Origin of the sequence: Prevotella sp. (genome assembly GCF_036570325.1) — a bacterium.
Classification (GTDB): Bacteria; Bacteroidota; Bacteroidia; order Bacteroidales; family Bacteroidaceae; genus Prevotella.
The window spans coordinates 16,452-37,806 of record NZ_DATCYK010000092.1 but is presented as its reverse complement, the minus strand read 5'-3'; the positions used below and the strand labels follow the sequence as shown (position 1 = coordinate 37,806).

Here is a 21,355-nt window from a genome sequence, read left to right as displayed (position 1 = left end):
ACTTTCTTTAAACCGACTCAACTATGCACTTTTTCGTCACATTATTCTTCATGCTGAGCTGCTGCATGGCCACTGCCACCGCACAGACTTATACCGAGCACATTCAGAAGCAAAAGAATGGGCAAGGAAGCGTGACGATTCATCAAAGCAAACAGATTGAAGATTTGGTAAACGGCCGCAGCGCCAATACCTCCACAACCGCCTCCACGGCGAAAGAAAAGGCGACAGCTACACCGCAAGCCGCCAAAAGCGACAGTATCAAGAAGGCACCCAAAAACGAGAAGAAAGAGGCTTTGCCCGACAGTATCAGGAAAGATACACAGCACGAGACCAAGCCCGACTCGACAAAAGCCGACCGCCACGACGCCGACAAGAAGGAAAACGACAGACAGACGGCCGACCGTAAGCAGGAGCCTACGGAGCACCGAAGTTCTGAAGAGGACGGAACGGAAACGCCAACCGTCGACATGCGCAAGAAAATCATGCGCAGAAGCTACAAAGTTACCGGCTATCGCGTACAGGCATTTGCCGGCGGTAACTCCCGACAAGACAGAATCAAAGCCGAACAAATAGGCTCCAAGATAAAAATGAAATACCCCGACGAGCCCGTCTACGTGCACTTCTACTCACCCCGATGGATATGTCGCATAGGCAACTATCGCTCCTTCGAGGAAGCCAACCGCATGCTCCAGCGCGTAAAAGCCATGGGCTACAGACAAGCATCGATCGTCAGGGGCAAAATCACCGTACAATATTAAAACGGACGAAGCGCCACGCTTCGCCACACAATCATTATGAATCCGGAACCAGAATATAGAGAAGGGCTCGACGAATTGGCCGGCCATTACAAGTCGGTCCTAACCCTTTTGGGCGAGGACCCAGAGCGTGAGGGACTTCAAAAAACTCCCCTGCGAGTGGCAAAGGCCATGCAAGTGCTTACCCGAGGATACACGCAAGACCCTCACAAGGTACTGACCGACGCTCTCTTCGCGGAAAAATACAATCAAATGGTCATTGTAAAAGACATCGATTTCTTCTCTATGTGCGAACACCACATGCTTCCTTTCTACGGCAAAGCCCACGTGGCCTACATTCCCAATGGCTACATAACGGGCCTGAGCAAGATAGCGAGAGTGGTAGACATCTTCAGCCATCGCCTGCAAGTGCAGGAACGTCTCACCCAACAGATAAAAGATTGCATCCAAGACACGCTCAAACCACTGGGCGTGATGGTGGTCGTAGAGGCCAAGCACATGTGCATGCAGATGCGGGGCATAGAGAAGCAGAACTCCATCACGACCACAAGCGACTTCAGCGGGGCGTTCAACCAAGCCAAAACACGTGAGGAATTCATGAACCTTTTGCGAGGAGAATCGAAAAGAATCTAATCCCCAATGGGCTTAGACCACAATCCTAAGAACTTATATACCTAACTTTTTAAAACCAAACGAATATGAAAAAGCAGAACTTATTACTCATGTTGATGGGCTGCGTATTCGCAGTGACATCCTTATGTTCCTGTCTTGGTGACGGGAATGATGACGAACAATCCAAAGTTTTATACCTCACACACGCGCAACGAATGCAAATACTCAACGCAACCACGGGTAACTACACCGGCTGGATGTACTATGCTGACGCCACAAGCCACAAGAGAGACTCCGTAGCCGTTACATGGACCATCAGCGGAAGCGACTCCACGCTCACCGTAGAATCATTGCCCATGAAGCAATTCGCACAATATCTGTACGACAAAACCGCCAAGGAAACGGTGGAAAAGATGAATAACCAGCGCCTCATTGCCGGCATCTATACACCTTATTATATAACTAAAGCCGACTGGGACAACCAATTCTATCAGTTCCAAGTCGTGCCTAAAGACTATAAAATCGTGTTCAATCACGAGGGAAAAGCCTGCGAACTTATTTTCAGTCCGACGGCTCTGCAACCCTATGGCACGTATTATTACCCCATCATGCAGTTCTTTAAAGGGCAAAACATCATCTATCTGCTGGTGAAGGAACTAAAGATAGACCAGTCGACCTACCCCATCAACAACATCTTCATCCTAAGAACCAAAGTATAAGCAATAAAAAACAACGCAACGATATGAAGTTTATTTCATGGAACGTGAACGGTCTGCGTGCCGCTGTAGGAAAGGAATTTGAACAATCTTTCCGGCAGCTCGACGCAGACTTTTTTTGTCTTCAGGAGACGAAAATGCAAGCCGGACAGCTCGATCTTCAATTCGAGGGCTATGAAAGTTACTGGAACTATGCCGATAAAAAAGGCTACAGCGGCACTGCCATCTACACAAAGCACCACCCCATCAGCGTTACCTACGGCATGGGAATCGATGAACACGACCACGAAGGACGTGTCATCACGCTTGAATATGACGACTTTTACCTCATCACCGTCTACACGCCCAACTCGCAGGACGAGCTGCGCCGCCTCGACTATCGCATGAAATGGGAAGATGATTTCCGAGCCTACATGTGTCGGCTCGACGCCAACAAGCCGGTCATCGTGTGCGGTGACCTCAACGTGGCCCATGAGGAAATCGACCTGAAGAACCCCAAGACCAACCGCCGCAACGCCGGATTCACCGATGAGGAGCGATCAAAGATGACCACATTGCTCAGCAGTGGCTTCACCGACTCGTTCCGTTGGCTCCATCCCGAGCAGGTTACTTACAGCTGGTGGAGCTATCGTTTCCATGCCAGAGAGAAGAACACGGGGTGGCGTATCGACTATTTCCTCATTTCGGATCGCCTGCGCGACCGTCTGCAAGGTGCCGACATCCACACCGACATCTACGGAAGCGACCACTGTCCCGTGGAACTTACACTCAAATAAAACCTCTTATAGGCTCTTTCACCATCAATCGGCGTGAAAGAGCCTTTTTCTTTTCACATCATGAAAGCGGACGAGTAAATAAGTTTCCCGTTAACCAATTGACAACCCGAGTTAACAAGGAAACTTCTTATCAGCAGTCTCTCCCTCTTTATCTATTTCGTTATCACGGAGCGTGAGTTAGCAAGCAAATCGGCCATCAGCCGAAAGGTTGGCAGCCGACGCATGGTAAGCAAGTTGCTAAAGCAGCCCTTTCGCACGGTCATACCTGCCCTTTTACACGGTCAAAACAGCCTTTTGACACGCCCAAAGCTAAGCTCTCACAAAACCAAGGACCATCTTCTTTACGCTCTGCTGCCCCACACCTGTTGATTCAAGCTACCCTGCGACCAATTACCTAATGGGCAACCAATCCTTCTACCCACCGCTCCACGGCTTACAACACGGCATTGAACAAATAGCCCGATAGGACAATGGCCAGCGTAATGACCCCGAAAAATATGCCGATAAGCCGCCATGTCATCACCTTCTTGAGCAGCATGGCCTCGGGCAAGGACAGCCCTACCACCGCCATCATGAACGCCAAGGCCGTACCGATGGGCACTCCTTTCTGCACAAACACCTCTATCACCGGCACGATACCGGCCGCGTTGCTATACATCGGCACAGCCAACACCACGGAAAGCGGCACGCTCAACCATCCCTCTCGCGACAGATATTGACGAAAGAAGTCCTCGGGCAAGTAACCGTGGATGGCCGCGCCTATCCCGATTCCAATAATAACATAAAGCAATATGCCTCGCACAATTCCCCACGCGTCACGCAATATCATCGGGAGTCGTTGCCAAAAACCCGTATGTTCGGCCTCCCACTCCGCCGACTCGGCCGTAGCCTGCTCTTGAATCTTCATCACCCAAGGGCTCAACCAGCGCTCCGTGCGCAGTCGTCCCAGTATCCAACCGCCTACAACGCCCAGCATTATGCCGCTCACCACGTAGATTAACGTAATGCGCAAGCCGAAAGTACCGAGAAACATGGCCACGGCCACCTCATTGACGAGGGGCGATGTTATCAGATAAGCAAAGGTTACGCCCAACGGAATTCCCCCTTTCACGAAACCGATGAACAACGGAATACTCGAACAAGAGCAAAAAGGAGTAACCGCACCGAACAATGAGGCCAGCACATACTGCAACCCATAGAGCCGATGCGTGGCCAAATAAGCCCGCAGCCGCTCCACGGGGAAGTAAGCGTTTACCACCCCCATCACCACACTGATGAGAAAAAGCAACAGCAATATCTTCAATGTGTCATATACAAAGAAATTCACTGCCGCGCCCAAACGTGTCTCCACGCCTATTTCCAACACACCATAAACAAGCCAATCGGCAAAACCCTGAATCATGACTCAATTCTTTATCATCCTACAAATCGTAATTACAAACAGCCCGACCGATCCTATTGCCCATCCGCAAGCTCACGAACATAGAACTCGGTCATAACCCTGCGTATATCGTCACGCACGCTTCGGAATACCTGTATAACCTCGTTCTCCGTCCCCACGGCCAATGCCGGGTCGGGAAAACCTAAGTGCAACCGCCGCTTTACATGCCCCGTAAACACGGGACAGCTCTCCCGTGCGTGGCCACATACGGTGATTACATAGTCCCACTGCTCATCAAGATAGCGCTCGACCGACTTCGGATACGTGGCCGTCATGTCTATGCCAAGCTCTTCCATGACGCTCACCGCATAGGGATTTACCTGCGCCGTGGGCCGCGTTCCGGCAGAGTGGACGTCCAACCGGGCGTCACACTCCTGCAAAAAACGCATGGCCATCTGACTGCGACAGCTGTTGCCCGTGCACAATACCAGAATCCTTGCACCGCTCATAGGCCAAGTAACGTTTGAACTTCGGCCTCATTCAGCACTTTTCCCTTGGAAACAACATTGCCATCTACCACAAGGGCGGGCAAAGCCATCACGTTGTACTCCATAATTCGGGCCATATCCTCCTCTTTACGCACCGTAGCGTCAATGCCGGTAGCGTCCACAACTCTTCTCACCGCAGCCTCCAATGCCTTGCATCGGCTGCAACCTGTTCCTAAAATAATAATTTCCATGTTGATTGATAGTTAAATATTAAAACGTAATTCGCAAAACAACGAACAATTGAAATCCAAGAAAAGACACGTTTTTCCTTTTTCCTTACGTCGCGAATCAAAAGCTATTCACAACAATTACCTTGTTTACGGAGCTTCTGACCGAAGAAATCGGCAAACAGCATTTGGGCAAACAACCAGTTTTTTTGATTGACACAATACTTTACCTTAGGCGGTTCGGTCTCACCTTGTATCAGTTCCGCCTCTTTCAAAGCCTGAAGATGTTGCGACACAGTGGCCTTCGCAATGGGCAACTCCTCATGAATATCCCCAAAATAACATACCTCCTGCCGGGCTAAAAACTCCATGATAGCAATACGGGCGGGGTGGCCCAAGGCCTTGGCAAAGCGTGCCAACATCTCTTGTTTGTATGTATAATCTGCCATAAAAGGTTCTTTTGTTCGCAAATTTACGAACAACCAGCGTTCCATCCAAATATTTTAAACCTTTTTAGGAACAAAAGCAACCTTATGAGAAATCGGCCACCGACACTCACTTACACACCAAGCTCCTTTTCTCCCCTGCCCCATAAGCACCATGATGACCAACAAAAAAGGTCCGCTTCTCACGAAGCAGACCTTTCCGAAATAATGTTTCTTAAATAGAGACTTTTGTAAATTTATCTTATAAGAGAGATTTCAATTCATTGATAGAACGCTTTTGAGTCGTTCCGTCAGTGTAAGTTACGGTGAAATAGTTAAACTTTGACACGCCGTTTTCAAACTGAACGACAGCGATTCCACCATCGCGCATCTGCAAAGTAAAGTATCCATGACGCTTGCCTTCCACGTAAGTACCGTGCCAACGCTCCTTGCCATTCTTATAATAGGTGGTCACTTTACCGTTCAACACGGTGTTGGCGTCGTTACCTAAGTCAATAAAACTGTAACTTCCTTCAGCTTTCAGCGTTCCATTCATATAGAAGTCCTGAAAAACCTCTTGCTTCTTCAAGCCTTGGCCCTGCGTTTTGAGCAGTCGATAATAACTTGCGTTGGCGCGATTGACCACGTTCTGCATGTTATCTGCGTAAAAAATAGTGTCAGCAACGACCTTTGCATTGTCTGAAACCAGCCGTTGACGACCGAAACTTGTAAGAGATACCATTACAGCAACTGCTAACAAAAGGAACTTTTTCATATTGTTTGATTGTTTAAAACTTGATGGTTTGTTTCTAATTTGCGATGCAAAAGTATGCAATTTTCTTGTAATTTCGCAAATATTTTAACGTAATTTCATAACTATTTTTCAGCTATAATTTGATTAAAATCGAACCCTATGCTTTCAATTTAAAAGTTGCTGTTTTTAACATGTTTATCTTACAGTTTGTAAAACAGCCTTTCTAATAACACAGCTATTAAGTGTCTATTCCTAACATTATGACAGAAAAAGATAAATAATGGGCAAAAATAAAACCTAATCATAAGACCATTACTTACGATTAGGTTTGTAAAATAAAGCTCATAGAAAGCAAATTGTCGGTCGGAACTGACTTTTAGCTTTTCAAAGAGCTAAAATATGAACATTTTGTTTCAATTATTGCTGAAATTGACGCACGTCTTTCTTTACGTACATCTTGATGGGTTCAACCAAGTCAAGCGCCACGACGGTAATCTGACTGTCGAGCTGATTCTCGGGTATTTCTATGTAAAGATTGCCCGGTTCGGCACGCCAATCGGCCTCATTATAGATTTTCCAACGTAAAGGTTGGTTAGATCCAACCACGCAAGCGCCCTTCAGCTTGGTCAAAAGGCCCTTTACCTCCACCTCGCCATGCGGACGATAGGGAATAAATAGGTAGAGCGTCTTGCGATCTTTGCTGATGGTGGTATAGCCTTGGAACGCGTCTTTGTAAACACCGGCGTCGGTTCCGTAGATGGCTTCCTTATGTTTGCCCGTCCAACGGCCAAACTCCTTGAGGATAGCCACTTCTTCCTCGGGTATCGTACCATCCTCTTTCGGACCGAAGTCGAGCAGCAAGTTACCGCCCATGCTTAGGCAGTCGCAGAACGTACGCAGCAGTTCGTAAGGCGATTTGAACAGCGTATCCTTGTGCTGATAGCCCCAAGAGTCGTTCATCGTCATACAAAGTTCCCAATAAGGATCGGAAGGTTGCTGCACCGGACCACCCACTTCGGGCGTCGCATAGTCGCCATAGCCCTGCACACGGCTGTTGACTACCACGTTAGGATTGCCATCACGCAGGAATGTTATGAGCTCCGGAGCGTGCCAATCCTCAGCGGTCTGCTCCCAGTCGCCGTCAAACCACCATAAATCGGGGTTGTATTGGTCACGCAATTCCCCGAGTTGCGCAAAGTTGAAATCAATGAAACGATTCCATCGTTTACGGTCATTCTCTATCTTGTAACGGGTAATGCTCCTCGTGAAATTAGGATAATCCTTGTGGCTCCAGTCAAGTAAAGAATAGTAAAGGCCCACTTTCACTCCCTGATTGCGCAGCTCATTGACAAAAGGTGTGATGAAGTCTTTCTTCGATTTGGTGGTTTTCACCGTGCTCAACTTGCCCACCTTGGTATCCCAAAGGGCCACGCCATCATGGTGTTTCGTCGTTAAGACCGCGTACTTGGCACCACTCTCTTTAATAAGGTCGACCCAATCCTTGGCGTTCCATTTGCTTCCGGTGAACCGTTTGGCCTGAGCCATATAGTCCTTGTAGGACACCCGCTCATTGCGGAACGACCAACTCTCCGACACTCCGTCCACCGCGTAAATGCCATAGTGGATAAAAATACCCAACTTAGCGTCCTTAAACCATTGCATTCTCGACTTCCAAGCCGTGGAATCATCGGCGGCTTTCTGCGCCATCAACGGCAAGGACATGCCCATGAGCAGGGCTGCCATAATAAACTTTTTCATCTTGTATTAGGTGTTAGATAAAATATGTAATAACAGACTATTATAAATTGCTTTCAAATCAGGTGGCAATTGCTTTCAAATCACATGGAAATGACGGAGCGCATTCATGACACCATCCTCGTCGACCGAGGTGGTCACATACCCCGCCACGGCCTTTACCTCCTCTCCGGCGTTACCCATGGCCACGCCGACACCGGCCGTTCTAAGAATTGGAATGTCGTTGCCTCCATCGCCAAACGCCATCGTCTGACCTATCGCCAGCCCTTCATGGGCGGCCATGGCACGCAGTCCCAATCCCTTGTCGGCCTTTACCGATGTTATGTCAGTGAAGGCCGGGGTCCATCGTCCGCTTGTACATGCCTCGAGGCGGGGCATGACCAAGGCTTCTTGTTCGGGCGAGAAGAAAGGCGTAAGTTGCAAGATGGGACCTTCCAACACCTCATCCAAAGGTGAAAAGACCACATTGTTGATTCCCAACCCCACCCGGAAAGCCTTATCGATAGAGCCATCTTCCTGAAAGACCGCTATCTTGTCAGTGCCCACAACCACGGCGGGCACCCTCCATTCCTCGCATGCCGACAGAATAACATCCACGTCATGACGCAACATGGATGAGCAGCTGACAACATCGTTGCCAACAAAACAATAGGCGCCGTTGGTTGAAACGTAGCCATCAATGAGCGAATCTATTTGGGATAAGTTAACTATAAGACTGACAGGACGCCCCGTTGAAATGTATATTTTCACGCCATTATGCTTGGCTTGCTCCAACGCTGACACCGTGGAATCGGGTATGCGATGGGTGGAAAAGCTCACTAAGGTGCCGTCTATATCAAAAAACAGAGCTCTGATATTATTGTTCATAGCTTATAATTATAGGACAAAGATACAAAACTAAGAACAATAAAACAGGCTCTTCTCGTTAATATTTACAAATGGGGGCTAAGTTATCATGCCCCCGTTTAGCGTCGTTGCTTGAAAAAAAGCTGCATCAGTTCCTTACATTCGGCCTCGAGCACGCCGGCCGTCACCGATGTCTTGGGATGCAAGGCATTGGGGGCAAAGCGCGAGAAGCCACGTTTCTCATCAGAAGCTCCATAGACGATACGGCTTATCTGCGACCATCCCAAAGCACCGGCACACATCACACAAGGCTCTAAAGTTACATACAAAGTGCAATCATTCAGGTACTTGCCACCCAACTGGTTGGCCGCCGACGTGATGGCTTGCATTTCGGCATGGGCCGTAACGTCGTGAAGCATTTCGGTAAGGTTGTGTGCCCGACTGATGATACGGTCACGACAAACCACCACCGCCCCCACGGGTATCTCGCCATCGTCGAACGCCCGCTGCGCCTCATCGAGCGCACGGCGCATATAAAGTTCGTCTTTATTTTCCTGCTCCATAAACTATTTAAGTGTCATTTTGTCTTTTATTTCATTCAGTTCCACGTCAAGCGTACGCCCCAAATCGGGCTCTACCGTCACATGATCATAACAATGTTGGTCCAAACGAACCGTAGATGCACTCCATCCACGAAGGATAAGATGGCCAACCTTCACCGATTCCCATTCCAATATATCAGAAGAAAATGACTGCTCGCCATCTCCTCGCACATTGAGAACAAGCGTTCCAATAGTGGTTTCCGACAAGCTAAGGTCTTCGGGGCTCACATCTATGTCAGCGGAGCGTATCGTACAACTATCTAAAACAAAACCCACATTTGTTCGGAAAACAAAATTATCGGTCTGCAAGCCTACCAACCGCAACCGACATGGACTTAAACGGAAAGATGAAGGCTTACGAAGCATGCGATGAACCATGGCTGAAGGCATTTCAATATTTACTTTTAACTGAACCGGACCATCATATTTGGTGGTATCAGTAACCGACTTGCGCTCCTCCAAATAAATCGTTCCCTTTTGCCCTTGCTTTTCTTTCAAGGCCGGAATCATGCCCAAGCATAGCTTCGTACCTTTCATTTTAGCGACCATCAACTGCGAAGGATAGTCTACGACAGCCTCCTTCAGGCTGTCGTTCACCTTAATACTAATCGTATAATTATCCTTATAGAGCAAATCACTCAAGGTCGAATCGAACGCCTCAACTTCTTCTATACAAGGCGTTCGCAGGCTGGCACGCTGCCCTAAATACACAACAGATTGCTCAGAATGTATATTAAACACGGGAGAAATGGCTACCAAGAGTAACGTGAAGGCCAAAAGGCCGATAATGATTTCGCTGGTCTTTTTCATAATCGAGTGCGCTTTTGGGTTACATTCTGTCAATAATTTCTAATTCACGGAGCCGCCGGTAAGACAGCCAAAAGTTACAACCGGCCAACAAGGCGCCCCAAACGAACATTACCTCCATGAAGAATTCGGAGGGATCCGCATAGAGTAACAGTATAAACAACAACGCTATACCGATACAGAACAAGGCGACGGTAGTAGCCAGCAGCGGCCGCCGAGGAAACACGAAGCACCCCAACGTATAGAAAGATACGAAAAACGCATAAGCTACCGTCGAATAAAATAAAGCTGGGAAGAACATGTCGGAACTCCCAGCAAAGGAGAACAAATGCTGTACACTGATGTGTGACTGCGGGAAAACAGGCGAAAAGATAGCCACACGCACCAGTTCAAACCCATAGTAAATAGCATGAAACGCCACGAAATAGCCCACCACGAATATCAATACACGGGCCAACCAATTCTCAAACATACTGACGGGCTGGGTAAGCACATGAATACGACCGGCCTTTTGCTGACCATCAGCCAACATACGGCTGGCAGCTATGCAGCCACCGGCAAACAAAAGGAGCAGACACTCCACCACTATGCCATTGCGTATAGGGTCTTCCGCAGGCATATTATTGTCGACTGCATAACTCGGAACATGATAACATGTAAAGACAGCGAATAGTTCTGCCGCAAAGATAAGCCCCGCGAGAATCAGGCAAAAGGTCATGGCAAACCGCTTTTGCTCGGCCCATAACTTAGCCACGTAAGCCCTAAAACGCTCTTGATTAAATACATCTTTAGTCATGGTGCGCCTCCCTTCCTTGCATGGCTTGCTCAAAATAAGATTCCAAATCGGCCGTTCCATCCAACGGTTCGTCACGGATAATCTCGCTTCTATCTATCAACAATACATGTCCGATAATGCTTTCTATATCCTTTACCTGATGGGTGGAGACGACGAAAATGCGATCATCGGTAAGTCCTTGCGTGATAAACTCACGAAACTGGCGCTTCCCCGGAATGTCAAGACCATTGGTAGGCTCGTCCATCAAGAGTACTTTGGTATGGGCAGCCATGGCAAAGCTCATAAAGATTTTCTTACGCTGGCCGAGCGAAAGCCCGTCAAGGCGCACGTCCATCGTCATGCCAAACGTGTTCAAATAGGTCTGCATGTCGGTTAAAGAGAAGTGAGGATAGAACACGCTGTTAGTGGCTATGTACTCCGTAAGCGTAACACGGGGCAGTTCAAACTCATCGGGAACGAGAAAAATCTCACGCATCGTTGTTGGTAGACGCAACCTCACGTCTACTCCATCAAGGCTTACCCGCCCACCATCGGGCGTCAGCAGGCCTGCCATTAAATATAATAAGGTGGATTTTCCGGCGCCGTTAGGACCTAAAAGGCCGTAAATACGTCCTTCACGAAACGACAACGAGAAGTCGCGAAACACAAAATCATTGTGCCGGGGATAGCGAAATGACAGCTCTTGGATAACCATTCTGAACAATATTATCGTCAAAAAACATAGCCTAAGGAGCGCAAAAGGCGTTCAAAAGGCCCCTGATAGTATTCGCAAAAATAGCTGTTTTTCTATATAATGTAAAATAATAATCGTATTTTTGTAAAATAATAACAATGAGGTAGGACGCATGGCACTGCACAATGAACTTGGAAAATGGGGCGAAAACTTTGCCACCCGCTATTTGGAAGAGCAAGGTTACACCATTCTCGACCGTGATTGGCGCTTCGGACACCGTGACATCGACATCATCGCTCGCACCCCCGACGGCACTACGATTGTGTTTGTGGAGGTAAAGACGCGCACGTCGGATGTCATCACTAAGCCCCAAGACGCCGTTAACACCGCCAAGATAAGGAGCTTGGGCGTGGCCGCCAACGCCTACGTTAAGGAGCAACAGCTATGGGACGAGCTACGGTTTGACATCATTTCGATTATCGGCGACCGTGAGGAGACGGCCTCTTGGAACATATCGAAGACGCCTTCAATCCCCTATTATTATAAAGGTAAGACGGAAAAACCTTATACTCATTCTCCTATTTTTTGATTTTTAAATAACCACATAGGTTTGATAAGACAATGATAAAGTGGCCTTTCAAGAAAAAAAACAAAGCACCTGAATTCAAAACCAACCTGATAGCGTTAGCGGAAGTTGACTCTACCAACAGCTACCTGCGACAATATACGCCGGCAACTGACGAAAACATGACCGTAGTCAGCGCGGATTTTCAGACTGCCGGTCGAGGTCAGGGAACCCATACATGGGAAAGCGAGCGAGGCAAGAACCTGCTGTTCAGTATTCTCACCCACCCCATTACAATGCCCTTGCGGAGCCAATTCATCTTATCCGAAGCCGGAGCACTGGCCCTGAAAGAGGTTCTCGACACCTACACCGATGACATCAGCTTGAAATGGCCTAACGATATTTATTGGAAAAATCGCAAATTGAGTGGCACACTCATCGAGACTTCCATCGCAGGAGGCCACATCAAAAACTGTATCTTCGGTATCGGTTTGAATGTCAACCAGCAAACATTTGAAAGCGATGCGCCCAATCCGGTGTCACTCTTTCAGATTCTCGGCCATGAAGTTGACCGTGAATCGCTGTTGAAACAAATCATAACCGCCTTCACAAAGTATCATGAAATGGCGGTCAACGGACAACATGGAGACATTTCGGCACGCTATCATGAGGCGCTCTATCGCCGCCATGGCTTCCATGCTTACGAAGACAAGGATGGTTGTTTTGAGGCGGCAATCGTAGAGGTGGGCGACGATGGATTGCTCGTTCTGCGCGACCAAGAAGGCCGATTCAGGGAATACGAGTTTAAAGAAGTAAAATTTATCAATTAATAACTATAAATCAAAACATTATGGCACGATTTAAGAGAATATTACTAAAGCTGAGCGGCGAGAGCCTGATGGGTAAACAGAACTTCGGTATCGACCCCGACCGTCTGTCAGACTATGCCCGACAAATCAAGGAAGTGCACGATATGGGAGTAGAAATTGGCATTGTCATCGGCGGTGGCAACATATTCCGCGGGTTGAGTGGCAGCCAAAAAGGCTTCGATAGAGTAAAAGGTGACCAGATGGGCATGTGCGCCACGGTCATCAACTCACTGGCTTTGAGCAGCGCTTTGGGCGCTTTGGGCGTTAAAACCAAAGTTCTCACAGCCATCCGGATGGAGCCTATCGGCGAATTTTACAGCAAATGGAAAGCCATAGAGGCCATGGAGAGCGGCTACGTCTGCATATTCTCCGCCGGAACAGGCAGCCCCTACTTCACCACAGACACCGGAAGCTCGCTGCGAGGCATAGAGATAGAGGCTGACGTTATGCTCAAAGGCACCCGTGTGGATGGCATTTACACCGCCGATCCTGAGAAAGATCCAACGGCAACAAAGTTCAAAGACATCACTTATGATGAGATTTACACACGTGGTTTAAAGGTTATGGACCTCACAGCCACCACCATGTGCAAGGAAAACAACCTGCCTATCTATGTTTTCAACATGGATATTGTGGGCAATTTACAGAAAGTTATGGCGGGCGAAGAGATAGGAACACTCGTTCATAACTAATCTTTTACCCCACGATTTGCCCATAAATCATGCGCCATTTGCCCTTAACAGCGTGGCCGTTTCACTAAAACCACCACTCCAAAAGCAACCAAAAGGGCATAAAAAATCCCCCAAAGGCCATTGTCTTTGGGGGATTTTATTTTATAATAGTTACCTTATTGCTTACGAGAACGTAGGATTTTCTCCGCACAATCGACCAATACGACAAACGCACCGGCCAATATACATACGTCTTTTATGACCAAACGACCCGCTCCGGTGAGCAATGGGAAGCCATGTTCGCCGCTTCCCAAGTTAGGAACCCATACCTCGGGGGTCGTAACTAAGAACGAAAGGGTGCCAAAAGTCATGATGATTACAAAGCCCGAACCTATCAAACCAATCTTTGGCCACCATATTCCCAGCAATGTCAAGATACCGAATGACACAATCATTGTGCCCAAACCGTAAGAGAAAGTATAAGTGTTATTAGCCTTATGCCACTCATGTTTGGCGGCGTCAAACTCACCTTCTTTTAACTTATAGTCCTTATATTCAGGTGCATCTTTCGCATAAAAGAAGCTCATAAACGGACTGTTGGCTACGAACGGAACGATTCCTTCGGCCTCATAATTACAAACTTTAAGGCCACCTATCCATACAAAGATGATAAAGATAGCTACTCTGATGGCGTGAATGCCAAAGCTTTTCATTGAGACTGCCACTTTTAGCGCCTCATAAAATAAAGTGTTTAGTTTTTGATACATATTAAATTGAATTTAAATAAAACAATAGTCTCTCTTTCTGTGTTATCTCTCTTTAAGGCTCTTCCGTATAATCTACGTACTCACCTTCGTCTTTCTTAAATATCTTTTGCTTGGCCTCTTGCGGACTTCGTTGGTCTATGACCGATTCACCATCGGGATATGACCGGCGATTGTGGCCTTTATACGTTCTATTATCAGCCCTTTGAGCACCTCGAAGCTGGCTTTTCACTTGCCAGAAGAGCCTAAACATCGTTTTAATAACATCCCAAAATACGATGAATATCATTAAAACAATGACGAAGAAAATGATGATTAAGAATTTAAGTAATACCATATTCTGTGTATATCCCTAATAAACGGTGATGACTTTTTCACCACCCCAATCTGTAAAAAGTATCAGGCTTTATGAAAAATATTTACCAAAGCCGACACGATAACATAGCAAGCTATGATAAGATACCAAGCCTCAAGCAAGCCAAAAACTGCCAACAACAATACCGACAAAGCGATAAAGCCGTATTTTATTTCGTTACCTTTCCACCCCCACGACTTAAATTTCAACGCGAACATAGGGAACTCAGCTACCAATAAATAGCAACTCAACACAATCATGGCCAACAAGATAAGGCCTCCCCCTTGCTGATTCTCTATCCAAGTGGGATGAGATACCAACAACGCGCCCCAAAACAGAGCGTTGGCAGGCGTTGGCAAGCCGATAAAACTTGTAGATTGGCGCTCGTCAAGATTAAACTTTGCCAAACGCAAAGCCGAGAATGCCGCTATTACAAAGGCAAAGAAAGGCACTACTTCACGCAAAGGCTCCAAGAAAGAGGGATATTCCAATACGGAAAGTTCGGTAAAAATAATTGTCGCCGGAGCAAATCCAAACGTGATATTGTCTGCCAATGAGTCCAATTCCTTACCTATTGGAGAAGACACATGCAGCAAACGGGCCACCATACCGTCGAAGAAATCAAAGACAGCACCTAAGATAATGAACATCAAAGCTACCTTGACATCACCGAAAAAGGCGTAAGCAGTGGCGATACAACCTGAAATCAGATTGCAGCAAGTTATCGTATTTGGAATATGTTTTACGAAATTCATGTTCAGCTTTGTAACTTAGCGATGATCGTTTGGTCACCGGTTGTAGCCTGACCCATCTTCACACAAACCTCAGTTCCTATGGGAAGATAAACATCCACACGGCTACCTAACTTGATAAAACCAAGGTGTTCATCGATGTAACAGTCCTCTCCTTCCTTGGCATAAGTCACAATACGGCGAGCCATGGCACCGGCGATTTGGCGGCAAAGCACATCAACGCCATTGGGAGTGGTAATGATTACATCGGCATGTTCGTTCTCCTCGCTGGCCTTGGGCAGCCATGCCTTATGATAATTGCCATCCTTATGTACTACCTTCTTTACTTTTCCATCCACCGGAAACCAGTTGGCATGCACATTGACAAGGCTCATGAAAATACTGATCATCAAACGACGATCATGGAAATATTCCTTTTCATCAACCTCTTCTATCACCACTACACGACCATCGGCAGGGGCAACGACAAGGCCTTCCGTATCCTCTGACTCTGAGAAATAGCGGATAGGACAGCGATAAAAATTAACAACAATGCAGTAAACGATAAGACTTAAAACCATAAAGGTCCAAAAAGGGACTTTATTGTCAAGCCGATATAATAAGAGAGCGATGGCAGCTATCCCTATGAATCCATAAACAAGCTGGTCTGTTCCCTCACGATGAATACGTATTTTCTTAAGTTTTTTCTTAATTTTAATCATAAAATAGGCTATCGATTCGAACCAATTGCAAAGTTAGTGTTTTTTTATTGCGTGCGCAAATTTTTACTTTTTTTCTTTTGCCATATCAAGTTTTCAGCGTAACTTAGTGCTCTAAAATGCACTCAAAAATAATGGAAGACTTTATTCATCTGCATGTCCACACACAATATTCTATCTTAGATGGGCAGTCCAAAATACCTTATTTAGTAGATAAAGCTATTAAAGATGGTATGAAAGGCATGGCTATCACGGACCATGGCGTCATGTATGGCATTAAGGAATTCGTAGACTATTGTAACGGTGTCAACAAACAGCGTAAAAAAGACGGGCTGGAACCTTTCAAACCCATTATCGGTTGTGAAATGTACGTGGCCCGGCGCCGTAAAGAGGACATGGTGAAAGAAATGGGAGACAACAGCGGTTATCACCTCATTGTGCTCGCCAAAAACTATAATGGTTACAAAAACCTGATAAAGTTAGTCAGCCGCTCGTGGGTAGACGGTTACTATTACAGACCTCGTACCGATAGGGCTGACTTGGAGTTATTCCATGAAGATTTGATTGTTTGCTCCGCCTGCTTGGCCGGGGAAATACCCAGAAAGATATTAAAAGGTGACATTGAAGGAGCCCGCGAGGCTTGCGAATGGTATCAAAGGGTGTTTGGCGATGACTTCTACCTTGAGTTACAGCGTCACGAAGTCAAAGATCCCACTATTTTAGCCAACCGAGAGGCATATCCACTGCAACAGAAAGTCAACAAAGTCCTTGCGGAGTTTTCAAAAGAATACGGTATAAAACTTGTGTGTACCAACGACTGTCACTTTGAAGACAAAGAGACTGCGGAGGCTCACGATCATCTACTTTGCTTGTCAACCGGTAAAGACCTTGATGATCCTAACCGTATGCGATACAGCAAACAAGAATGGTTTAAGACCCAGGCAGAGATGAATGAGGTATTTTCCGACATTCCTGAATCCATGTCTAACACCTTGGAAATCTTGAACAAGATTGATACTTACAGTATTGATCATGGCCCCATCATGCCTTTCTTCCCCATTCCCGAAGATTTCGGAACCGAGGAAATATGGAAAACAAGGTTCTCTGAGCAAGATTTATACAATGAATTCACTTCCGATGAAAACGGTAACAACCAACTCTCTCCCGAGGAAGGACAGAAGGTTATTGACCGACTTGGCGGATACGAAAAGATTTATCGCATAAAGTTTGAGGCCGACTATTTGGCGAAATTAGCCTATGATGGTGCCAAAAAGTTGTATGGCGACCCGCTATCTGATAATGTAAAAGAACATATCAACTTTGAGTTGCACGTCATGAAGACGATGGGCTTCCCCGGCTACTTCCTCATTGTGTCCGACTTTATCAAAGCCGCGAGAGAAGAACTTGGTGTCATGGTTGGTCCGGGACGTGGCTCGGCAGCGGGTTCCGTGGTAGCTTATTGCTTGGGAATCACCCAAATAGACCCTCTCAAATATGACTTGCTGTTTGAGCGTTTTCTCAATCCTGACCGTGTAAACCTCCCCGATATTGATACCGACTTCGACGATGACGGACGTGGCAAGGTGCTGCGCTGGGTCATGGATAAGTACGGTCACGAGAACTGTGCGCACATCATAACTTATGGTAGCATGGCAACGAAGAACTCCATCAAGGACGTTGCCCGGGTGGAAAAGCTGCCATTGGATAAATCCAACGCACTATGCAAGGCCATACCCGACCGCTTACCCGACGGATTAAAGATGAACTTGAAGAATGCTATCAAGTGTACGCCTGAATTGCGGGAAGCTGAAGCCTCCGTTGATCCCAAGGAACGCAATACCATTAAATACGCTAAAATGCTGGAGGGAACGGTCAGAGGCACGGGTATTCACGCTTGCGGATTCATTATTTGTCAAAATGCCATCAGCGATTGGGTACCGGTTTCCACGGCTGCCGACCCAGACTATCCCGGCTTGAAAACTGCCGTGACCCAATATGATGGCCATGTCATAGAGTCAACCGGCCTTATCAAAATGGACTTCCTTGGCCTGAAGACCTTGTCAGAGTTGAAGGAAGCATGTAAAAATATCAAACTCACAACGGGAGATATTGTCGATTTGGAGAATATCCCCATAGACGATGAGCTTACCTATCAGCTCTATCAACAAGGCCGAACCATCGGAACTTTCCAATTTGAGTCACCGGGTATGCAGAAATATCTGCGTGAACTACACCCTACCGTGTTTGAAGATCTCATCGCGATGAACGCACTTTATCGCCCGGGACCTATGGATTATATCCCCGACTTTATCAAACGTAAGAACGACCCTTCCTTGGTTAAGTACGATATTCCCTGCATGGAAAAATATCTGAAAGATACCTATGGCATTACGGTTTATCAGGAACAAGTCATGCTTCTCTCACGTCAATTGGCCAACTTCACACGTGGTGAGAGCGACGCCCTTCGTAAAGCCATGGGTAAAAAGAAGAAAGCCATCGTAGACGCGATGAAACCTAAATTCATTTCCCAAGGCCAAGCAAACGGTCATAATCCCCAAGTGTTAGAGAAGATTTGGACCGACTGGGAGAAATTCGCTTCTTACGCATTCAATAAATCACACGCTACTTGCTATTCATGGGTGGCCTACCAGACCGCATATCTCAAGGCCCACTACCCCGCAGAGTACATGGCAGCCCTGCTTACACGCCGTAAGAACGACATCAAGGAAATCACCAAGCTCATGGATGAATGCAAGGCAATGGGCATACTCACCCTTGGTCCCGACGTAAACGAAAGTTTCAGCAACTTTGGTGTTAACAAAAAAGGCGAGATTCGCTTTGGAATGGCAGCCATCAAGGGCATGGGCGAGGCCGCCGCTCTCGCTATTATCAACGAGCGAGAGGCCAATGGCCCTTTTACAGACATCTATAATTTTGCGGAGCGTATTGACTTTACGAATGTCAATCGAAAGGCTTTTGAATCATTAGCATTGAGCGGTGGCTTTGATTGTTTCGGCATTCGACGCGAGCAATACTTGGCGCCTAACACCAAAGGCGAAGTTTTCCTCGACACCTTATTACATTATGGCCAGCTTTTCCAGCAGGAACAAAACGAAGCCAAAACCTCTTTGTTCGGAGGAGAAGAAGCCGTTGCCATCGCACATCCCATGGCTCCACAAGCCGAAGAATGGAGTACCATCGAGAAACTGAATAAAGAAAGAGAGCTTGTAGGTATCTATCTCTCGGCCCACCCGCTTGACGACTACGCCATTATCGTCAAAAACATGAGCAACACTTTGTGCTCTGAACTGGGCGACAAGGCCGCGCTTTCCTTGAAAGACGAGATAACCCTCAGCGGCATTATCACCGGAGTAAAATCCAAATTCACCAAAAACGGGAAGCCATTTGGTATCGTCACGCTCGAAGATTATGAGAGTGCAGGCGAGTTGGCGCTGTTCGGTGAGGACTGGGGACGCTGGAGCGGCATGCTGACTATCGGCTGTTCCGTATATATCACAGCCAAATGCACGCAGCCTTATCAAAACGGTAACTACTACGATTTAAAGGTTCAGAACATCCAATTCCTACAAGATGTAAAGGAACACAGGCTTGAGAAGATTACAATTACCATTAACCGCAATGTCATAAACGACGAGGTTGTCACAGATTTAAGCACCATCATTTCAGAGAATCCGGGCTCTACCCAACTCTTCTTCCAAATTGTGGATGAGGAACACAACACAAGGATTCTGTTAAGATCGAAGAGTCATGTCATCAACATCAAGAACGATCTCATCACTTACATAGAGTCCACGCCCGGCATGACATACAACATTAATTAAATAGTTGGCATACTATTTGCCAAACTTCTACATTATAAAGATGAAATAGATATATTCTTAAACAATATAAATACAATTATTCATTATAAAAATAAAAGAAAATGGAAGTAACTATCACAACAGAAAATTTCAATAGCTACAAAAATGGTGAATTGCCATTGGTAGTTGACTTATGGGCAACATGGTGTGGACCATGCCGTATGGTAGGCCCCATCATTTCAGAGTTGGCCAATGACTACGATGGAAAAATCGTTGTCGGCAAGTGCGACGTTGAAGAAAACGACGACATCGCCATGGAGTTCGGTGTTCGCAACATCCCTACCATCCTCTTCTTCAAGGACGGTCAGCTTGTTGACAAGTTCGTTGGAGCAGCCAGCAAAGACAAGATTGAGGAAAAATTCAAGGCCTTGCTCGGATAAGCCAATGATTTATGACACGGCAATGACAGCATAAGGATTTCCTTATTCTCTCCTTGCCACATCGTCACTCAATACATAAGAAAGCCATATCTTCACCGTTTAAATTGGGTGAGATATGGCTTTCTTTTTTTACTTATCACTTTTTTGACGGCTCACTTGCCCCCTTTCAGCGGCTCATTTGCCTTCTATTGGCCGCTCAAATGCCCTATTTCATCATGTCAAAAGGGCACTCTTGTCGCCTCGTTCCCCATGTTTTGTTGGGTTGCTTGGCAAAAAAAGCCTTTTGAACAACAGCAAACCACCATTCAAAAAGGTAACTTTGGGAAAATGCTTTTGAGGCTACCGATACCCTATGGGTAAACGATGGCGCCCTTATGCCTCCACACGGCGAGAGCCATCGGCCAACTGGGTGATGGTTACACGTACCGCATCGTCGGGCAGCAGCTCCTCGATAAGCTCGGGCCACTCCATGAGACATAGGTTGCCACTGTAGAAATAATCCTCATAACCCATGTCATATACCTCCTCAAGTTTCTTGATTCGATAGAAATCGAAGTGATAAATAGACTGTCCCTCGCCATCGGTATAGTCGTTGACGAGCGAGAATGTGGGCGACGTTATGACATCTTCCACGCCCAAAACCTCACAAATAGCCTTGATGAAAGTGGTCTTGCCTGCCCCCATCTTACCATAGAAAGCGAATACTTTACGGCCGTCCATTTGGTCAACAAACTTCCGGGCGGCCTCCCGAATGTTGTCTAAAGACTCAATTATTATCTCCATTGTATTGTTGTTTTTTAATATTGA

General features: G+C 46.7%; 24 protein-coding genes and 1 pseudogene. 9 read left to right on the top strand and 16 right to left on the bottom strand.

The features are described from left to right. Nucleotides 1–23: 23 nt before the first annotated feature. The 4 genes from VIR50_RS09290 (at nucleotide 24) to VIR50_RS09275 (ending at nucleotide 2,859) form a co-directional block, all read left to right on the top strand. Nucleotides 24–758, top strand: coding sequence for an SPOR domain-containing protein (locus VIR50_RS09290; RefSeq protein ID WP_331934848.1), 735 nt, complete (start codon nucleotides 24–26; stop codon nucleotides 756–758). Nucleotides 759–794: 36 nt separating this feature from the next. Further along, nucleotides 795–1,388, top strand: a complete 594-nt coding sequence (gene folE, locus VIR50_RS09285) for a GTP cyclohydrolase I FolE (RefSeq protein ID WP_331934847.1) — start codon at nucleotides 795–797, stop codon at nucleotides 1,386–1,388. A 65-nt stretch (nucleotides 1,389–1,453) separates the two neighbouring features. Then, on the top strand, nucleotides 1,454–2,086 hold the full coding sequence (locus VIR50_RS09280; protein WP_331934846.1) for a DUF4840 domain-containing protein: 633 nt from the start codon (nucleotides 1,454–1,456) through the stop codon (nucleotides 2,084–2,086). A 23-nt stretch (nucleotides 2,087–2,109) separates the two neighbouring features. Then, nucleotides 2,110–2,859 carry an exodeoxyribonuclease III gene (locus VIR50_RS09275; RefSeq protein ID WP_331934845.1) on the top strand — a complete coding sequence of 250 codons (750 nt, stop codon included), beginning with the start codon at nucleotides 2,110–2,112 and terminating at the stop codon, nucleotides 2,857–2,859. A 433-nt stretch (nucleotides 2,860–3,292) separates the two neighbouring features. Here the strand turns inward: VIR50_RS09275 and VIR50_RS09270 are convergent, their stop codons facing one another. The 11 genes from VIR50_RS09270 to VIR50_RS09220 all read right to left on the bottom strand — a co-directional run bounded on the left by VIR50_RS09270 (nucleotide 3,293) and on the right by VIR50_RS09220 (nucleotide 11,634). Then, nucleotides 3,293–4,261, bottom strand: coding sequence for a permease (locus tag VIR50_RS09270; protein WP_331934844.1), 969 nt, complete (start codon nucleotides 4,259–4,261; stop codon nucleotides 3,293–3,295). Nucleotides 4,262–4,314: 53 nt separating this feature from the next. Continuing rightward, the gene (locus tag VIR50_RS09265) at nucleotides 4,315–4,749 is read right to left on the bottom strand and encodes an arsenate reductase ArsC (RefSeq protein ID WP_331934843.1); all 435 of its coding nucleotides are present in this window, start codon (nucleotides 4,747–4,749) and stop codon (nucleotides 4,315–4,317) included. After that, a complete protein-coding gene (locus VIR50_RS09260; protein WP_331934842.1) occupies nucleotides 4,746–4,979 on the bottom strand; it encodes a thioredoxin family protein in 234 nt (77 codons plus the stop codon). The genes VIR50_RS09265 and VIR50_RS09260 overlap by 4 nt, the downstream gene beginning before the upstream one ends. A 104-nt stretch (nucleotides 4,980–5,083) precedes the next feature. Then, nucleotides 5,084–5,404, bottom strand: a complete 321-nt coding sequence (locus VIR50_RS09255; protein ID WP_331934841.1) for an ArsR/SmtB family transcription factor — start codon at nucleotides 5,402–5,404, stop codon at nucleotides 5,084–5,086. A gap of 238 nt (nucleotides 5,405–5,642) precedes the next feature. Next, nucleotides 5,643–6,155, bottom strand: a complete 513-nt coding sequence (locus VIR50_RS09250; protein ID WP_331934840.1) for a toxin-antitoxin system YwqK family antitoxin — start codon at nucleotides 6,153–6,155, stop codon at nucleotides 5,643–5,645. Between the two features lie 396 nt (nucleotides 6,156–6,551). Then, the gene (locus VIR50_RS09245; RefSeq protein WP_414703545.1) at nucleotides 6,552–7,892 is read right to left on the bottom strand and encodes an alpha-L-fucosidase; all 1,341 of its coding nucleotides are present in this window, start codon (nucleotides 7,890–7,892) and stop codon (nucleotides 6,552–6,554) included. Between the two features lie 75 nt (nucleotides 7,893–7,967). Beyond that, entirely contained in the window at nucleotides 7,968–8,756 is a 789-nt protein-coding gene (locus VIR50_RS09240) for a Cof-type HAD-IIB family hydrolase (RefSeq protein WP_331934839.1), read from the bottom strand. 98 nt (nucleotides 8,757–8,854) lie between these two features. Further along, a complete protein-coding gene (locus tag VIR50_RS09235) occupies nucleotides 8,855–9,298 on the bottom strand; it encodes a nucleoside deaminase (RefSeq protein ID WP_331934838.1) in 444 nt (147 codons plus the stop codon). A 3-nt stretch (nucleotides 9,299–9,301) separates the two neighbouring features. Next, entirely contained in the window at nucleotides 9,302–10,147 is an 846-nt protein-coding gene (locus VIR50_RS09230; protein ID WP_331934837.1) for a hypothetical protein, read from the bottom strand. A 19-nt stretch (nucleotides 10,148–10,166) separates the two neighbouring features. Further along, nucleotides 10,167–10,940 carry a hypothetical protein gene (locus VIR50_RS09225; RefSeq protein ID WP_331934836.1) on the bottom strand — a complete coding sequence of 258 codons (774 nt, stop codon included), beginning with the start codon at nucleotides 10,938–10,940 and terminating at the stop codon, nucleotides 10,167–10,169. Then, entirely contained in the window at nucleotides 10,933–11,634 is a 702-nt protein-coding gene (locus tag VIR50_RS09220; RefSeq protein WP_331934858.1) for an ABC transporter ATP-binding protein, read from the bottom strand. Before VIR50_RS09220 ends, VIR50_RS09225 begins: the two co-directional genes overlap by 8 nt. A gap of 151 nt (nucleotides 11,635–11,785) precedes the next feature. Between VIR50_RS09220 and VIR50_RS09215 the strand changes: the two are divergent. The 3 genes and pseudogenes from VIR50_RS09215 (at nucleotide 11,786) to pyrH (ending at nucleotide 13,739) form a co-directional block, all read left to right on the top strand. Beyond that, a pseudogene (locus VIR50_RS09215) lies at nucleotides 11,786–12,159 on the top strand (YraN family protein). Between the two features lie 75 nt (nucleotides 12,160–12,234). After that, a complete protein-coding gene (locus VIR50_RS09210; protein WP_331934835.1) occupies nucleotides 12,235–13,008 on the top strand; it encodes a biotin--[acetyl-CoA-carboxylase] ligase in 774 nt (257 codons plus the stop codon). A 20-nt stretch (nucleotides 13,009–13,028) separates the two neighbouring features. Continuing rightward, entirely contained in the window at nucleotides 13,029–13,739 is a 711-nt protein-coding gene (gene pyrH / locus VIR50_RS09205) for a UMP kinase (RefSeq protein ID WP_331934834.1), read from the top strand. A gap of 155 nt (nucleotides 13,740–13,894) precedes the next feature. On the opposite strand, the gene VIR50_RS09200 is transcribed toward pyrH, so the two are convergent. From VIR50_RS09200 to VIR50_RS09185, 4 genes are all read right to left on the bottom strand, one after another. Beyond that, on the bottom strand, nucleotides 13,895–14,485 hold the full coding sequence (locus VIR50_RS09200) for a DUF417 family protein (protein WP_331934833.1): 591 nt from the start codon (nucleotides 14,483–14,485) through the stop codon (nucleotides 13,895–13,897). Nucleotides 14,486–14,537: 52 nt separating this feature from the next. Beyond that, nucleotides 14,538–14,819 carry a DUF4834 family protein gene (locus tag VIR50_RS09195; protein ID WP_331934832.1) on the bottom strand — a complete coding sequence of 94 codons (282 nt, stop codon included), beginning with the start codon at nucleotides 14,817–14,819 and terminating at the stop codon, nucleotides 14,538–14,540. A gap of 62 nt (nucleotides 14,820–14,881) precedes the next feature. Then, nucleotides 14,882–15,592 carry a CDP-diacylglycerol--serine O-phosphatidyltransferase gene (gene pssA / locus VIR50_RS09190; RefSeq protein WP_331934831.1) on the bottom strand — a complete coding sequence of 237 codons (711 nt, stop codon included), beginning with the start codon at nucleotides 15,590–15,592 and terminating at the stop codon, nucleotides 14,882–14,884. Between the two features lie 2 nt (nucleotides 15,593–15,594). Beyond that, nucleotides 15,595–16,290 carry a phosphatidylserine decarboxylase family protein gene (locus tag VIR50_RS09185; RefSeq protein WP_331934830.1) on the bottom strand — a complete coding sequence of 232 codons (696 nt, stop codon included), beginning with the start codon at nucleotides 16,288–16,290 and terminating at the stop codon, nucleotides 15,595–15,597. 131 nt (nucleotides 16,291–16,421) lie between these two features. Between VIR50_RS09185 and dnaE the strand changes: the two genes are divergently transcribed. Beyond that, the gene (dnaE, locus tag VIR50_RS09180; RefSeq protein WP_331934829.1) at nucleotides 16,422–20,129 is read left to right on the top strand and encodes a DNA polymerase III subunit alpha; all 3,708 of its coding nucleotides are present in this window, start codon (nucleotides 16,422–16,424) and stop codon (nucleotides 20,127–20,129) included. Between the two features lie 101 nt (nucleotides 20,130–20,230). After that, nucleotides 20,231–20,548 (top strand): thioredoxin, encoded by a 318-nt coding sequence (gene trxA, locus VIR50_RS09175; protein WP_331934828.1) that lies wholly within the window; start codon nucleotides 20,231–20,233, stop codon nucleotides 20,546–20,548. A 372-nt stretch (nucleotides 20,549–20,920) separates the two neighbouring features. On the opposite strand, the gene tsaE is transcribed toward trxA, so the two are convergent. Beyond that, nucleotides 20,921–21,331, bottom strand: coding sequence for a tRNA (adenosine(37)-N6)-threonylcarbamoyltransferase complex ATPase subunit type 1 TsaE (tsaE, locus tag VIR50_RS09170; protein WP_331934827.1), 411 nt, complete (start codon nucleotides 21,329–21,331; stop codon nucleotides 20,921–20,923). Nucleotides 21,332–21,355: the final 24 nt, after the last annotated feature.